Origin of the sequence: Streptomyces sp. NBC_01352 (assembly GCF_036237295.1) — a bacterium.
Lineage (GTDB): Bacteria > Actinomycetota > Actinomycetes > Streptomycetales > Streptomycetaceae > Streptomyces > Streptomyces plumbiresistens.
On record NZ_CP108354.1, the window covers coordinates 4,905,230 to 4,919,994 of the forward strand.

Genomic DNA, 14,765 nt, shown 5'->3' on the forward strand with positions numbered 1-14,765 from the left:
GTCTGGCCGGGTGGCTGGCCACGGAGAACCGTTGAGGGGCGCCCCTGCCTGCCTCAATCCCCGCCCACCGTGAACCCGATCACCGTCCCGCCGCCGTTCCGCCGCACGGCGAACGGCGCGCCCCCGTGCGCGAGGGCCACCTCCCGCACGATGGACAGGCCGAGGCCCGAGCCCGGCAGGGAGCGCGCGTCGGCGGCGCGGTAGAAGCGGTCGAAGACGCGGACCAGGTCGGCGTCGGCGATGCCCGGGCCCCGGTCGAGGACCTCGACGCGGACGGTGCCGGCGGCCGGACCGCTGACCCTGATCTCGATGGGCCCTCTGCCGTCGCGGTCGAACTTGGCCGCGTTCTCGACGAGGTTGGAGAAGGCGCGCTGGAGCATCGCCGGGCGGCCGTCGGTCGTCGTGTCACCGCTCGCGCGGACGACGATCTCCCGCCCGGTACGGCGGCGCGCGAGCCCGGCGACGTCCTCGGCGATGTCGGCGAGGTCGACCCGCTGGGGCGGCTCGGTGTCGGACTGCCCGGCCGCGAGGTCGACCAACTCGTTGACCAGGTCGGTGAGTTCGCGGGCCTCCTGGCCGAGGTCGGCGACCAGTTCGGCCCGGGTGCCGGGAGGCAGCTCGTCGATCCTGCGCAGCAGCGAGATGTTGGTCCGCAGGGAGGTAAGCGGCGTACGGAGTTCATGCCCCGCGTCCTGGACCAGCCGCCGCTGGTCCTCCTCGGACTGGGCGAGCCGCCCGAGCATGCGGTCGAAGGCGCGGCCGAGGCGGCCGACCTCGTCGTAGCCGGCGACGGGCACCTGGATGCCGAGGCGTCGGGTACGGGCGACGTCCTCGGCGGCGGAGGTGAGGATCACCAGCCGGCGGGTGATGCGCCGGGCCAGCCACCAGCCGAACAGCCCGGCCGCTGTCACGACCGCGAGCATCAGGATCAGCGTCCGCTGCTGCAGGGCCCGCAGCAGGTCCTCGGTGTCGCTGAACTCCTGCGCGACCTGCACCGCGCCCCGCCCGTCCCCGAGGGCGACGGTCGCGACCCGGTAGACGTCGTCGCCGACGTCGACGTCCTTGTGCTCGACCATCGTCCCGGCGGTGGCGTCGGCCGCGATCCGCCGGTCGCCGGCGACGACCGGCAGCCCCGGCCGGCCGGGGTCGACGACGCTGCCGTCCGGCCCGAGCACCTGCACGTCCGTGCGGGCGGGCCGGACGAGGTCGTGGCCGGGCTCGGTGGAGGAGAAGTCGCCGGGTGTCATCCGGTGCGTGCGCACCTCGTCCCGCAGGTCCTGCACGACCTGGTCGAACACGGATTCCTGGTCGACCCGGACCAGCCGGGCGGCGGCGTTGTAGGACAGCACGCCGACCAGCAGGGTGACGGCGGCGGTCACGGCGGCGAAGGACACCGCGAACGTGGTCCGCAGCGACAGGAGCCGGAGCCGCCGTCCCACCGGCAGCCGCCCGAGGCGGCCCACCGTTCAGTCCTCCCGCAGCACGTAACCCACACCGCGGACCGTGTGGATCAGCAGCGGCGCCCCGGGCTCGTCGAGCTTGCGGCGCAGGTAGCCGACGTACACGGCGAGGTTCTTGGAGCCCGGTCCGAAGTCGTAGCCCCAGATCCGGTCGTAGATCGTGGAGTGGTCGAGGACGATCCCCGCGTTGCGGACCAGCAGCTCCAGCAGCTCGAACTCGGTGCGGGTCAGCTCCAGCTCCCGCCCCCCGCGCCAGGCGCGCCGCGCCTGTACGTCCATCCGCAGCCCGCCCGCCTCGATCCGCCCCTCGGCGTGCTCCAGCGCCTGCGGCTTCGGTGCGCCGCTCAGCGCGCCGACCGGGCTGGTCCGGCGCAGCAGTGCCCGCAGGCGGGCGAAGACCTCCTCGACGTCGAAGGGCTTGACCACATAGTCGTCGGCGCCCGCGTCCAGCCCGGCGATCCGGTCCTGGGTCTCCACGAGCGCCGTCAGCATCAGGATCGGCGTCCGGTCCCCCTCGGCGCGCAGTACCCGGCAGACCTGCAGTCCGTCGATCCCGGGCATCATCACGTCCAGCACGAGCACGTCGGGCGGACTCTTGTGGGCGTGCGCCAGCGCCTCGATCCCGTCGGCGACCGCGGTGACCCGGTAGCCCTCCAGGGTCAGGGCGCGCTCCAGCGCATGGCGGATGGCGCGGTCGTCTTCGGCGAGCAGCACGTTTTGGGGCACGCCCTCAGTGTGCCAAGCCCGCCGACCCGCGCGACGTGATGAGCGGCTCACCGGGCGCCCTTCTTACTGCCCTCTCACCGCCGGGTGCGCAACCGGGGGCGCACCCCTACCGTCCTCTCACTCTCCCCGCCGGGGAGCTCACGGGCGCAGGCCGTCGAGCGCGGCCCGCAGGATCGGCTCGACGTAGTCGGGGGTGCCGTGAATCGTGGCGACGGCGATGATCATGTCGCAGATCTGCTCGAGGGTGAGGTCTTCGCGGATCTCGTGGGCCTGCTGTGCGGCGACGAGGAGCGGCCGGCCGGCGGCCAGCACCCGGGTGCGGCTCTCGCTGAAGACGGCGTCCTCGCTGTCGGAGTGCGTCAGCAGCTCGGTGGCGATGTCGTGCTTGCCGGTGGCGAAGGCGAAGAACCGGTGCAGCCAGGCCGTGAACACCGCTCCCGGCGTCCGGCCGTCGACGGTCTCGGCAGGCGCGCAGACGGCGTCGACCTCGTCGAGGTAGAGGGCTTCCAGGAGCTCTCGGCGGCCGGGGAAGTTGCGGTAGAGCGTCGCCATGCCGACGCCGGCGCGCCGCGAGATCTCGGCCATCGACACCTGGACGCCGGGCTCGGCGAAGGCGGCGCGGGCGGCCGTGAGGATCTTGTCGCGGTTCCGCTCGGCGTCGGCACGTCTCGACGGTGTGGGCGGCGGCTGGTCCGGGGTCATCACGTTCCTAAGTGGATAGGCTATCCGATTATCCGCTACGCTGAACGGACAGGCTATCCGCTTCTGCGTCCGGCCTGATTCTATCCACCTGCCGCGGCTCGATTCGCGGCGATTCGAGGAGCCTCCACCATGGAGTACCGCCCCCTGGGACGCACCGGCGTCTCGGTCAGCCCGCTGTGCCTGGGCGCGATGATGTTCGGCGCCTTCGGCAACAGCGAGCACGACGACTCGGCCAAGATCATCCACCGTGCCCTGGACGCCGGGATCAACTTCGTCGACACCGCCGACTTCTACTCCGGCGGGGAGTCGGAGGAGATCGTGGGCAAGGCGCTCGCCGGCGGGCGGCGTGACAACGTCGTGCTCGCCACCAAGGTCGGTCTGCCGTTCGGCGAGGACCCCAACCAACGGGGAACCTCGCGGCGCTGGATAACGGAGGCGGTCGAGGGTTCGCTGCGCCGGCTGGGGACCGACTGGATCGACCTCTACCAGGTGCACCGTCTCGACGCGTCCGTCGACATCGACGAGACCCTGGGCGTCCTGTCCGATCTGGTCCACGCCGGAAAGATCCGGGCCTTCGGCGCCTCGACGGTCTCCGGTTCCGAGATCGTCGAGGCGCAGTGGACCGCCGAGCGCCGCGGCCGCGAACGGTTCCGCACCGAGCAGCCCCCGTACTCCCTCCTGGCCCGCGCCGTCGAGTACGACGTGCTGCCGACCTGCCTGCGCCACGGGATGGGCGTGCTGGCCTACAGCCCGCTGGCCGGCGGCTGGCTGACCGGCCGCTACCGCAAGGGCCAGGAGATCGCCGGGCCGGGTTCGGTGGCCCGACGGACCCGTTTCGCCGCCACCTACGACGCCACGTCCCCGGAGAACGCGGCCAAGCTCGACGCCGCCGACGCCCTGGGGGCGCTCGCCGACGCGGCCGGGCTGACGCTCGTCCAGATGGCGATCGCGTTCGTCGTCCGCCACCCGGCGGTCACCTCGGCGATCGTCGGCCCGCGCACCATGGACCACCTGGAGTCCTACCTGACCACCGACGGCATCGAGCTGTCCGACGACCTCCTCGACCGCATCGACGAGATCGTGCCGCCCGGCCACACGGTCAACGTCGCCGACAACATGTGGCACACCAGCACGTCCACACTGGACGCCGCTTTCCGCCGCCGGTAGGTCGCAGGACGTCGGCGGTGCCTGATCGACGCGGGTGAGCGGGGCAGGGTGCGTCGAGCAGCGATGCGGAGCACCTGCGACGAAAACGCCGGGGAGCGGCTGATGTCACTGCTGCCCCGCGTCTGCGGCATGATCCGCCGGCCAGGCCCTGGACCGGCCGGGTGCGGCCAACCCGCCGCCCCGGCCGCACCCGACGTCACACCCCGCACTCACACCCGCAACGCGGCCAACCGCTCCTCGAACGGCACGACCGCTGCGAAGGCGCCCGTGACGGGCCTGGCCGCGGACAGCCCCGTCATCAACACCTTCCGCCGCCGATAGACCGACGCGGCCGGGCCGGGCCGCGGCCCGCCGCCCCGGCCGCACCCGGCCCACCCGACGTCACCACCCCGCACTCACACCCGCAACGCGGCCAACCGCTCCTCGAACGGCACGACCGCTGCGAAGGCGTCCTTGTCGGGCCTGGCCGCCGACATGCCCGTCATCAGGGCCGCCAGCTCACCCGCAGCCCGCTCGATCCGCCCGTCCAGCCCTTCCGCGCCCCAGTCCTCCGAGGCCGCGTACACCCCGGTCGGGACGACGACGGCCCGCAGGTGGGCGAAGAGCGGACGCAGCGCGTGGTCCAGCACGAGGGAGTGCCGGGCCGTACCGCCGGTCGCGGCGATCAGCACCGGCAAGCCCGCCAGCGCGTCCTTGTCGATCACGTCGAAGAACGACTTGAACAGCCCGCTGTACGACGCGGAGAACACCGGCGTGACGACGACCAGCCCGTCCGCCCCGGTCACCGCGTCGATCGCGGCGGACAGCTTCTTCCCCGGGAACCCGCTGGTGAAGTTGTGCGCGATCTCCACGGCGAGGTCGCGCAGCTCCACGACCTGGACCTCGACCGGCAGGTCCCGGCCCACGGCCGCGGCCAGCCGGTCCCCCAGCAGACGGGTGGACGACGGGACACTCAGCCCGGCCGAGACGACGACGAGCTTCATTCGACGGTCACTCCCTTCGATGCGGCCGCGAGCAGCGACTGGTGGGTCGGCGCCTGAGGCACCCCGGCCGGACGCCTCGAGGCGAACTCCTTGCGCAGCACCGGCACGACCTCCTCGCCGAGCATGTCGAGCTGCTCGAGCACGGTCTTCAGCGGCAGCCCGGCGTGGTCGACCAGGAACAACTGACGCTGGTAGTCACCGGCGTACTCGCGGAAGGCGAGCGTCTTCTCGATGACCTGCTGCGGGGAGCCGACGGTCAGCGGGGTCTGGTCGGTGAAGTCCTCCAGCGACGGCCCGTGCCCGTAGACCGGCGCGACGTCGAAGTACGGCCGGAACTCCCGCACCGCGTCCTGCGAGTTGCGCCGCATGAAGACATGGCCGCCCAGGCCGACGATCGCCTGCTCGGGGGTGCCGTGCCCGTAGTGGGCGTACCGGCTCCGGTAGAGCTCGACCATCCGCTTGGTGTGGTCGGCCGGCCAGAAGATGTTGTTGTGGAAGAAGCCGTCGCCGTAGTAGGCGGCCTGCTCGGCGATCTCGGGGGACCGAATCGAGCCGTGCCAGACGAACGGCGGTACGCCGTCCAGCGGGCGGGGTGTGGACGTGAACCCCTGGAGAGGCGTACGGAACTTCCCCTCCCAGTTCACGACGTCCTCGCGCCACAGCCGGTACAGGAGGGCGTAGTTCTCGATGGCGAGGTTGATGCCCTCGCGGATGTCCTGCCCGAACCACGGATACACCGGGCCGGTGTTGCCGCGCCCCATCATCAGGTCCACCCGGCCGTCCGCGAGGTGCTGGAGCATCGCGAAGTCCTCGGCGATCTTCACCGGGTCGTTGGTGGTGATGAGGGTGGTGGAGGTGGAGAGGATCAGCTTCTCCGTCCGCGCCGCCACGTAGCCGAGCATGGTCGTCGGCGACGACGGCACGAAGGGCGGGTTGTGGTGCTCGCCGGTCGCGAAGACGTCGAGCCCGACCTCCTCGGCCTTCAGCGCGATGGCGACCATGGCCTTGATGCGCTCGCGCTCGGTCGGCGTACGGCCCGTGGTCGGGTCCGGCGTGACGTCGCCGACGCTGAAGATCCCGAACTGCATGGTCGCTCAACCTCCAAAGTTGTTGACCGTTCAACTATAGCCTGACAACTGCCCCGCCCTCCCCCGTATTCCGCACCCGTATCCCGCACCCGTCATCCCGCGTACCCGTCGACTGTCCGTGCCCCGCCCTACGATCGCCTCATGGCCCCCGTACGCCGTGACACCCGAGGCATCGTCGACGCCGCGGAGCTCTTCACGCACGTGGACTTCCGCCGTGTGGAGCCGGCGGAGCCGCTGCGCCGGTATGTCGAGCAGTACTGGCTGATCGACTGGAACCTCTCCGAGCCGTACGTCTCCCATGTCGTCCCGCATCCGGCGGTCAACATCGTCTTCCAGCGGTTCGAGGGCCAGGACCCCTTCGTCGAGGTGGCGGGCATCCAGCTCGGCCTCTTCGCGCAGAAACTGGAGGGGCGGGGCCGAGTGTGCGGCATCAAGTTCAGACCCGGCGGCTTCCGCCCCTTCGCCCCGGAGCACCCGGTCACACACTGGACGGGCCACCGGATCCGCTCCCCCGAGGTCTTCCCGGACACGGACCCCCTGACGATCCTCTCCCCGGACGACGAGAAGGCCAGGGTCGCCGCCCTCGACACCTTCCTCCTCGGCCTGGCCCCCCAGCCCGACCCCCAGGCCGACCTCGCCACCACCCTGGTCGACCGCATCGGCGCCGACCGCACGATCCGCCGCGTCACCGACTTCGCGCGGTCCGAGGGCATGTCCGTACGACTGCTGCAGCGCCTGTTCGCCGCGTACGTCGGCGTCGGCCCCAAGTGGGTCATCCTGCGCCACCGCATCCACGAGGCGCTGGAACGGGCGGAGACGGAGGCGCCGGTGGACTGGGCGGCACTGGCCGCCGACCTCGGCTACGCCGACCAGGCCCATCTGGTCCGGGACTTCACAGCGACGGTGGGGGTCCCGCCGACGGCGTACGCGCAAGGCGTGCACTGACGGCCCTCCGCGGCACTTGTCCGCCGCGCAAGAAAAAAAGACCCCGGCCTGTCACACTCCCGCCCCGCTCCCCGTCAACCCGGTGAACGCGATGAAGCCCACCACCGAGGAGCACCCCATGTCCGTCGCCCACACCGTCGTCACCCTGCTGGCCGCCGCGATGGCCGGCTACTCCGGGGGCGTCGTCCTCACCCGCGCCGAGTGGATCACCAAGGCCCTGGCCGACTACCGGGTGCCGAGCTCGTGGTGGCCCTGGCTCGGCGCGGCGAAGATCGCCGGAGCCGTCGGCCTGCTGGTCGGGTTGTTCGTACCGGTCATCGGCATCGCGGCCGGGACCGGGCTGGTGCTGTACTTCGCCGGGGCGGTCGTCACCGTCGTACGGGCGCGGTGGTACGCGCACATCCCGTTCCCGCTGGTGTACGCCGCCCCGGTGGTCGCGGCCATGACACTGGGCGCACTGGCCTGACCCCGCCCGGCGCTCAGGGAACCAGCACCAGCCGCCCCCGCACCCCGCCCTCCGCGAGCCGCGCGTGCGCCTTCGCAGCCTCGTCCAGGGCGTACGTCTCGGCCACCCGGAGGGTCAGGACCCCCTCGTCCACCAGGCCGACCAGCTCGGCGAGCCGGGCCCCGTCGGCGCTCACTCCGACGGCTGCCGTCCGCACTCCGCGCACCGGGTCCGGGGCCGTCCCCGGAATGACGGCGACGAAGGCGCCCCCGTCCCGCACCCACTCCAGGGCCGCCTCGCCGACGATGGCCGCGTCCAGCACGGCGTCGACGCTGCCCGGCTCGACGGCACCGGTGGTGAAGGACGAGGCCCCCAGCGACCGTACGAGCTCCGCGTCCTCCTCGCGGGCCAGCGCGGTCACCGACACCCCTCGGTGCGCGGCGAGTTGGACGGCGTATCCGCCGAGCGCGCCCGCGGCCCCCGTCACCAGCAACGACTGACCCGGCGTCACCTCCAGCAGGTCCAGGGCCTGTGCGGCGGCCAGCGCGTTCAGCGGCAGGGTCGCGGCCGCCACCGCGTCGACCGACCTCGGTGCGAGCGCCACCGCGTCCGTGTCCACGACCACGTACTCGGCGTGGGTGCCCAGCGGATTGACCATGCCGTGGTCGAGCGCCACGACCTCGTCCCCGACACGCCAGTCACCCCCGGAGGTACCCACCGCGTCCACCGTCCCGGCCACGTCCCAGCCGAGCCCGAGCTGCTTGCCCTCGCCGCCGAAGACCCCCGACCGCACCCCGGCGTCCACCGGGTTCAGCGCGGCCGCCGTCACCTTGATCCGCACCTGCCGCTCGGCCGGCTCGGGCAGCTCCGTCTCCACGATCCGCACGGCCTCGGGCCCGCCGAACGTCGTCACCACCGCAGCTCGCATGTCCGTCAACTCCCCATACATCACTGACTGCCTCGGTATCTCCTCAGCTGCCGGCAACCCTAGGAAGAGTTACTATCCATTGGGAAGTAGTTACCCGCAGGTGCGTACATACCCCGGAGGTGAGCCATGGCGACCATGACGGCGGCCCAGCGGCGCGAAGAGGCCCGCACCGAGTACGACGCGTTCCTCAAGGGATGCCCCACCAACCAGCTCCTGGACCGGCTCAGCGACAAGTGGGTCAGCCTCGTCGTCTCCGCCCTCGCCCCCGGCCCCCTGCGCTACAGCGACCTCGCCCGCAGGCTCGCCGGCGTCAGCCCCAAGATGCTCACGCAGACCCTGCGCGCACTGGAACGCGACGGCATCCTCACCCGCACGGTCACCCCGTCCGTCCCGGTCCGCGTCGACTACGAACTCACCGAACTGGGCCGCAGCCTGAGCCTGTTGCTGCTCGCGGTGAAGGACTGGGCGGAGACGCACATCGAGGAGGTCTGGGAGGCGCGGGAGCAGTACGACGCCGGGGACGCGGCGGCTTCCTAGGACAGGCTCGGCCGTGCCGGCTCCGGACCTGTCCTAGCAGGCCTGCGTCCGTACCGTCCGTACGTCCGCAGTGAACCGCACCTCGTCGTCCTGGCGGGCGACGACCCGGACGGCGTCCGCGTCCCCCTCCACAGGCTGCGCCTCTATCCAGCAGGGAGCGTCGAACTCGACGTAACGGCGGAAGGCCGTCTCCATGCCCGCGGGCAGGACGGGCGCGGGATGCCGTACCGCCTGGGCCGCCTGGCGGGCGGCCTCGATGAGCAGCATCCCGGGGACGTGGTCGACGGCGTGGTCGAAGTACTTGGGGTGCCGGGTGTCGACCCGCAGCTGCCAGCGGTCCGGGCGTTCCGTCGGGGACAGGACGACGTCCTCGGTACGGTCCCGCCCGACCGCCTCCGCCGGGGCGGGCGCCGGTGGCGGTATCGCCGCGGCCATCGCGCGTTCGGTGTCCGTACGGTCGCCGCGGAGCCGGTCGTAGACGGCCGGCGCCTGGATGGTGAAGCGCGAGCGGGCCCGGGCGCGGACGGCGCCGTCGCGCACCAGGTCGACGTCCATGGTCATGGCGGCCACATGGGTGCGTCTGCGCGCGATGTCGCTGCAGGTCACCCGCAGTTCGGGCAGCGCGGGGCCGGGGCGCAGGGTCTCGGGCGCGAGGTCGACCCCGTACTCCTCCCAGACCAGGTGGTGCCCGTCGGGCACCTCGTATCCGGCGTGGCACAGCAGCGGGAAGAGCTGGCGAATCGTTTCGCTGACCAGCAGGGGCTGGTACGCCCCTGACTCGGCCGTATAGAAGGGATGGTCGCCGGGCCAGCAGGCGGCGACCCGGAAGGAGTCGGGAGCCGTACGGCTCCAGCGGGTCAGCAGCACCTCTGCGGCGTCCGACTTGTGGACGAGCCGCTGGGTCACGGGCCGGCCGGCCCCGCTCGGCTGCTGCTGTTCGCACACAACGGTGGTCATGACGGAACCTCCCCCACTCAGAAGGGCTTTGGCGCAGCGCTCTTGTACCGGCTGCGACGCAGAAAAAAATAGAGTACGTTCTGTTTTTTGTCGAAGGGGCGACGTCAGACGACATGAGTGCGAGGAGAGAGCCGATGGCACGGCCCAAGCAGGAACGCGCTGTCCGCACGAAGCAGCTGATCCTTCACGCGGCGGCCGAGGTGTTCGACGAGTGCGGCTACGCGGGCACGAGCATCACCCGCATCCTGGAGCGCGCGGGCTCCACCCAGGGTGCGATGTACTTCCACTTCAAGTCCAAGGAGGACCTGGCGCGGGCCGTCATCGTCAACCAGGCCGAGGGGCTGAAGCTGCCCAAGGACCCGGCCGGACTCCAGCAGCTCGTGGACATCACGCTCCACCTCGCCCACGAGCTCCAGCGCAACGTCCTGCTCAGGGCGGGCGTGCGGCTGGCCGTCGAGCAGGAGGAGTCGGGCCTGAACGAATACTCGGTGTACGAGTGGTGGATCGGCCAGTTCCGCCGGGAACTCGACGTGGCGCGCGAGCGCGGCGAGCTGCTGCCGGAGGTGGACGAGGCGGAGTTCGCGGGCGTCCTGGTGGCGAGCTTCACCGGCACGCAGGTGATGTCCCAGGTGGCGACCCGGCGCACCGACCTTCCGGAACGGATCGCCTCGCTCTGGCGCTATCTGCTGCCGGGGCTGGCCCCGGGCGAGGTCAGGGAACGGCTGGTGGTGGGCGTGGAGCGGGGGGAGACGCCGGTATGAAGCCCCTCAGCGCCGACGAGGTCGCCGAGGTCGCCGAGGTCGTGACAAAGTACGCCACCCCCCGCTCCCCGGCAGCACGGCAGCTCGCAACAGCCCCTTAAGATCGGCGAATTGCGAATCTGTAGGCCGTGCGCGCAGACCGGGACCTGTGCGGGCGGCAGTCGTCCGGAGCCGGGCGACGGCCCCTCCCCCGTTCGGCATGGGCAACCACGCCGTGCCCGGTCGGCGCGTCTTCGTGGAGATCGGAGACGGACAGTGGCACGACAGGAAAGGGCCGAGCGGACCCGCCGGGCCGTGATCCACGCGGCCGCCCGGGAGTTCGCCGAGCACGGCTTCGCCGGCACCTCGCTGGCCCGCATCAGCGGCGCCGCCGGAGTGACCATGGGTGCCCTGACCTTCCACTTCGCGACGAAGGGCGAACTGGCCGACGCGGTCAGCGAGTCGGGCGGTACGACGACCCGGGAGGCGCTGCCGCTCCGGCAGGGCCCGGCCGGCGTGGCGGACGTCGTCGGCTTCACCCGCACCCTGGCCCGTCTCCTGGAGCAGGAGGTCGTCGTACGGGCCGCCGCCCGGCTCACCTGGGACCGCCCGGCCGCCGGCGCCGGCTGGTACGGGACCTGGCTGCCACTGCTGCACGAGCTCGTCGGGCAAGCGGACGAGGAGCTGGCCGCTTGGGCGTCACCGCAGGCCGTGGTCGCCCTCGCGCTGTCGATCGTCGCGGGCGCGGAGACCGCCGTACGGCTGGACGGCCTGCCCGGCGCGGAAGGGGTCGCGGCACCCGCGCACCACGCGACGCTCGTGTGGGGCCTCGCGCGCCCCTGACAACACCCCTGTCCTCTCCACCCCCCACCCCTCCCCACCAGGCGCTTTTCCGCCCGACTTGGCAAAGTGGCGTCGGCCCGGTCCGCGCGGGTCGAAAACAAAGAGAGCGTTCTGTATTGTCTTGGGAGTAGCCGTCGGCAAGGGGGATGCAGAGTGGAGGACCTCTTCGGTCACCTGCCGCGCAGCGACCAACGTCATTGGGCGCAGGTGTACATACGCGGGCTGCTGACCGCGCAGGGGCGCAAGTCCCCGCGCAACCTGGCCCTGGCGGCGACCGGTTCGCCCGACGCGGCGCACGCGCTGCACCAGTTCGTCGGCAACAGTCCCTGGGACTGGGCTCCGGTCCGGGAGCGGCTCGCACGCCGGGTCGCCGAACGGCTTCCGGTGCGTGCCCAGGTGCTCGCGGCGGCGCTGATCCCCAAGCGGGGCAGCCACTCCGTGGGCGTCGGCGCGCACTTCGACCCGGCCGGCGGACGGGCCGTCAAGGCCCAGGTGGGCGTGGGACTGTTCCTGTCCACCGGCCGCCGGGCGGTCCCCGTGGACTGGCGTCTGGTCCTCGACGAGGAGTGGTGCGCGGATCCCGTGCGGCGGCGGCGCGTACGACTGCCCGAGTCCGCCGTGCCCTGCCAGGCCTGGCAGCACGCGCTGACCCTGGCCTCCGGCGCGGGCCCACTGCCGGTCGTCGCGGACGCCCGGTGCGCCGAGGACCTCGCGCCGCTCGCCGCCGAACTCACCCGGAGGGGCACGGTCTTCCTCGCCGAGACCGGCACCTGGCAGCGGGTCGTGCCGGTGGGCGGACCGGCCGGCCCGGTGCGGGTGGACGAACTGCCGTCGTACGACGGTGACGACGTCGTCCGTACGGCACTGGTCCGGCCCGTCGAGGCCGGCAGCGGTGCGGTCGGTGCCCAGGTGCTGCGGCTGTGGCGGCTGCGGGCGCCGGGGCCCGGGCGGACGGTCCGCTGGGCGGTCACCAACTCCCGTCACCTCGCGGCCGGCGGGGTGCGCGGGCTGCTGCGGCACGCGGACGCGGCCCAGGCGTCGCTGGCCGCGCTGAACGCGGAGTTCGGGCTGTCCGACTTCGAGGGCCGCTCGTATCCGGGCTGGCACCACCACATGACCCTCACATCCGTCGCCCACGCGCTCGCGACGCTGCGGCGAGGACCGGCGGCCGGGGAGCCGGACCCAACCCCGGAACCGTCGACGAACCCCCCGGCCCCGACCTCAGCCCCTCCGACGCACCGATGCTCCGGCGTGCTGGCCCGCGGCGCCTGAGCCCGGCGACCCGAGCCCGGAAGCCCGAGCCGGAGCCCGGAAGCCGGAGCCCTGGACCCGAGTCCGGGACCCGAGCCCAGAAGCCGGAGCCGGAGCCCGGAGCCCGGAAGCCCAAGCCCTGGACCCGAGTCCGGGAAGCCGGAGTCCGGGGCCCGGAAGCCGAGTCCGGGCGCATGTCCTTCGCGGCAGCGTGGCCGCTCCACTCGTCACCCTGCGCCCGGGATCCGGAGTCCGGGAGCCGGAATCGGGGCCCGAGTCAGGGGCCCGAGCCCGGAACCCGGGGCCGAAACCCGAAACCCGGAAGCCGGAGCCCTGGACCCGAGTCCGGGAAGCCGGAGTCCGGGGCCCGGAAGCCGAGTCCGGGCGCATGTCCTTCGCGGCAGCGTGGCCGCTCCACTCGTCACCCTGCGCCCGGGATCCGGAGTCCGGAGCTCGGATGCCCGAGTCCGGGAGCCGGAGTCCGGGGCCCGAGTCAAGGGCCCGGGGCCGGAACCCGGAAGTCCGAGCCCGAAAACCGGAGCCTGGAAACGGGAGCCCTGGACACGAGTTCCGGAGTCCGGGGCCTGGGACCCAAGTCCGGGAGCCGGAGTCCGGGGCCGGAGCCCGGGGCCGGAACCCGGGGCCGGAACCCGGGGCCGGAACCCGGGGCCGGAACCCGGGGCCGGAACCCGGAAGCCGGAGCCCTGGACCCGAGTCCGGGAAGCCGGAGTCCGGGGCCCGAGCACGGGGCCCGAGCCCGGAAACCGGCCGGGGCCCGAGCCCGGAAGCCCGGGTTCGGGTGCATGTCCTTCGCGGCAGCGTGGCCGCTCCGCTCGTCACCCTGCAAGGAGGGGTGTGTCATGTATGCGTCGGAACTGATGTCCTCATGCGCGGCGATTACTTCCCCGCGCACCGCGTTGTCGTCCCCCTGCACGGAGTCCCTGGTCTCCGAGCTGTCCGACCGTCTCTTCCCGTCCTTCTCCCGGGCCGGCCACCGCCTCAAGGGGGAGCAGTACCTGCGGGGACTGCTCACCGCCCCCGGGCGCAAGTCCGTCCGGAACATCGCCCGCGCCCTCGGCGACTCGGGGGCCGCGCAGCGCCTGCATCACTTCGTGTGCAACGCCCCCTGGAGCTGGCAGCCCGTCCGCGCGGCGCTCGCCGCCCATCTGACCGACCTCGCGCCGCCGCAGGCCTGGGTCGTACGGCCGCTGCTCATCCCCAAGTCGGGCACCAACTCGGTGGGCGTGCACCGGCGATTCGTCCCCGAGACCGGCCAGGTGATGAACGGCCAGCAGGCGCACGGCCTCTGGTACGCCCGCCAGGACCTGAACGCCCCCGTCGACTGGGTCCTCTCCCCACCCAGCCGCACGGTCCCGCACCCCCAGCCCGTGGACCTCGGCCCCGGCCGGCGCCCGGTCACGTCCCTCCTCGCAACGGAAGCGACACCACCGGCCCCGATCCTGTGGGACACCCCGGCGGCCGACACGGAGTCCGCGCTGCGGTCCCTCGCCACGGCGAGCGCCGCCGTACGGCTCTCCGCCGGCGTGACCCTCCAGGTGCTCGGCCCGTCGGGCCGCCCCGCCCTGGGCCCGGCGCTCCCCGTCGAGCGGCTCGTCGCCACCCCGGGCGCCCCCTGGTTGCGGTCGTACGAGGTCGCCCCCGGGGTCCGGGCCGTCACCGCCCGGGTGGCCCCGCCGGGCGGGGACGGCCGACCGCAGGACGGGCTGCTGCTGTACGCCCAGTGGCGGACGGACCACCCCGGCCGTGCCGACTTCTGGCTGACCACCCTGACCCAGGCCCCCGCCCCCGAACTGCACCGCCTGACCGACCTCGCCGACCAGGTGGCCCGCGACACCACCCGCACCGGCGCCCGAGTCGGCCTGCGCGACTTCGAAGGCCGCTCCTACGCCGGCTGGCACCGCCACATGACCCTCGCCTCGGCCGCGTACGCCGCGCTCATGCTCGGCGGGGGCCACGGCTGAACCCGCGAGGG

The 14,765-nt window shown here is 72.7% G+C and carries 16 protein-coding genes; 9 read left to right on the top strand and 7 right to left on the bottom strand.

Translation table 11 applies throughout. The features are described from left to right. Positions 1-53: 53 nt before the first annotated feature. From OG252_RS22695 to OG252_RS22705, 3 genes are all read right to left on the bottom strand, one after another. Positions 54-1,463 carry a HAMP domain-containing sensor histidine kinase gene (locus tag OG252_RS22695; protein WP_329338266.1) on the bottom strand — a complete coding sequence of 470 codons (1,410 nt, stop codon included), beginning with the start codon at positions 1,461-1,463 and terminating at the stop codon, positions 54-56. Between the two features lie 3 nt (positions 1,464-1,466). Beyond that, positions 1,467-2,186 carry a response regulator transcription factor gene (locus OG252_RS22700; RefSeq protein WP_266435519.1) on the bottom strand — a complete coding sequence of 240 codons (720 nt, stop codon included), beginning with the start codon at positions 2,184-2,186 and terminating at the stop codon, positions 1,467-1,469. 138 nt (positions 2,187-2,324) lie between these two features. After that, positions 2,325-2,888: a TetR/AcrR family transcriptional regulator gene (locus OG252_RS22705; protein ID WP_266448196.1), complete on the bottom strand. Its 564-nt coding sequence runs from the start codon at positions 2,886-2,888 to the stop codon at positions 2,325-2,327. 129 nt (positions 2,889-3,017) lie between these two features. Here OG252_RS22705 and OG252_RS22710 point away from each other — a divergent pair, with 129 nt between their 5' ends. Together OG252_RS22710 and OG252_RS22715 are read left to right on the top strand one after the other, a co-directional pair. Next, positions 3,018-4,055 (top strand): aldo/keto reductase, encoded by a 1,038-nt coding sequence (locus OG252_RS22710; protein WP_329338270.1) that lies wholly within the window; start codon positions 3,018-3,020, stop codon positions 4,053-4,055. A 102-nt stretch (positions 4,056-4,157) separates the two neighbouring features. Continuing rightward, complete coding sequence (locus OG252_RS22715; RefSeq protein ID WP_266435523.1) at positions 4,158-4,376, top strand: hypothetical protein; 219 nt, start codon at positions 4,158-4,160, stop codon at positions 4,374-4,376. 74 nt (positions 4,377-4,450) lie between these two features. On the opposite strand, the gene OG252_RS22720 is transcribed toward OG252_RS22715, so the two are convergent. Further along, positions 4,451-5,038, bottom strand: coding sequence for an FMN reductase (locus tag OG252_RS22720; protein WP_329338272.1), 588 nt, complete (start codon positions 5,036-5,038; stop codon positions 4,451-4,453). Then, positions 5,035-6,126 carry an LLM class flavin-dependent oxidoreductase gene (locus tag OG252_RS22725; protein ID WP_266435529.1) on the bottom strand — a complete coding sequence of 364 codons (1,092 nt, stop codon included), beginning with the start codon at positions 6,124-6,126 and terminating at the stop codon, positions 5,035-5,037. The genes OG252_RS22720 and OG252_RS22725 overlap by 4 nt, the downstream gene beginning before the upstream one ends. A 141-nt stretch (positions 6,127-6,267) precedes the next feature. On the opposite strand from OG252_RS22725, the gene OG252_RS22730 reads away from it, so the two are divergent. Next, entirely contained in the window at positions 6,268-7,071 is an 804-nt protein-coding gene (locus tag OG252_RS22730; protein WP_266435532.1) for a helix-turn-helix domain-containing protein, read from the top strand. 118 nt (positions 7,072-7,189) lie between these two features. Beyond that, complete coding sequence (locus tag OG252_RS22735; protein WP_266448198.1) at positions 7,190-7,537, top strand: DoxX family protein; 348 nt, start codon at positions 7,190-7,192, stop codon at positions 7,535-7,537. 13 nt (positions 7,538-7,550) lie between these two features. Here OG252_RS22735 and OG252_RS22740 read toward each other — a convergent pair whose 3' ends face one another. After that, the gene (locus tag OG252_RS22740; RefSeq protein WP_266435535.1) at positions 7,551-8,444 is read right to left on the bottom strand and encodes an NADP-dependent oxidoreductase; all 894 of its coding nucleotides are present in this window, start codon (positions 8,442-8,444) and stop codon (positions 7,551-7,553) included. A gap of 126 nt (positions 8,445-8,570) precedes the next feature. Between OG252_RS22740 and OG252_RS22745 the strand changes: the two genes are divergently transcribed. Then, positions 8,571-8,981 (top strand): winged helix-turn-helix transcriptional regulator, encoded by a 411-nt coding sequence (locus tag OG252_RS22745; RefSeq protein WP_266435538.1) that lies wholly within the window; start codon positions 8,571-8,573, stop codon positions 8,979-8,981. Positions 8,982-9,014: 33 nt separating this feature from the next. Here OG252_RS22745 and OG252_RS22750 read toward each other — a convergent pair whose 3' ends face one another. Next, positions 9,015-9,938, bottom strand: a complete 924-nt coding sequence (locus OG252_RS22750) for a ScbA/BarX family gamma-butyrolactone biosynthesis protein (protein ID WP_266435541.1) — start codon at positions 9,936-9,938, stop codon at positions 9,015-9,017. Positions 9,939-10,072: 134 nt separating this feature from the next. Here OG252_RS22750 and OG252_RS22755 point away from each other — a divergent pair, with 134 nt between their 5' ends. From OG252_RS22755 to OG252_RS22770, 4 genes are all read left to right on the top strand, one after another. Further along, positions 10,073-10,699 carry a ScbR family autoregulator-binding transcription factor gene (locus tag OG252_RS22755; RefSeq protein ID WP_266435544.1) on the top strand — a complete coding sequence of 209 codons (627 nt, stop codon included), beginning with the start codon at positions 10,073-10,075 and terminating at the stop codon, positions 10,697-10,699. Between the two features lie 255 nt (positions 10,700-10,954). After that, positions 10,955-11,521 carry a TetR family transcriptional regulator gene (locus OG252_RS22760; RefSeq protein ID WP_329338277.1) on the top strand — a complete coding sequence of 189 codons (567 nt, stop codon included), beginning with the start codon at positions 10,955-10,957 and terminating at the stop codon, positions 11,519-11,521. A 153-nt stretch (positions 11,522-11,674) separates the two neighbouring features. Continuing rightward, complete coding sequence (locus OG252_RS22765; RefSeq protein WP_329338279.1) at positions 11,675-12,793, top strand: IS701 family transposase; 1,119 nt, start codon at positions 11,675-11,677, stop codon at positions 12,791-12,793. An 896-nt stretch (positions 12,794-13,689) separates the two neighbouring features. Further along, positions 13,690-14,754: an IS701 family transposase gene (locus OG252_RS22770; protein WP_443068500.1), complete on the top strand. Its 1,065-nt coding sequence runs from the start codon at positions 13,690-13,692 to the stop codon at positions 14,752-14,754. Positions 14,755-14,765: the final 11 nt, after the last annotated feature.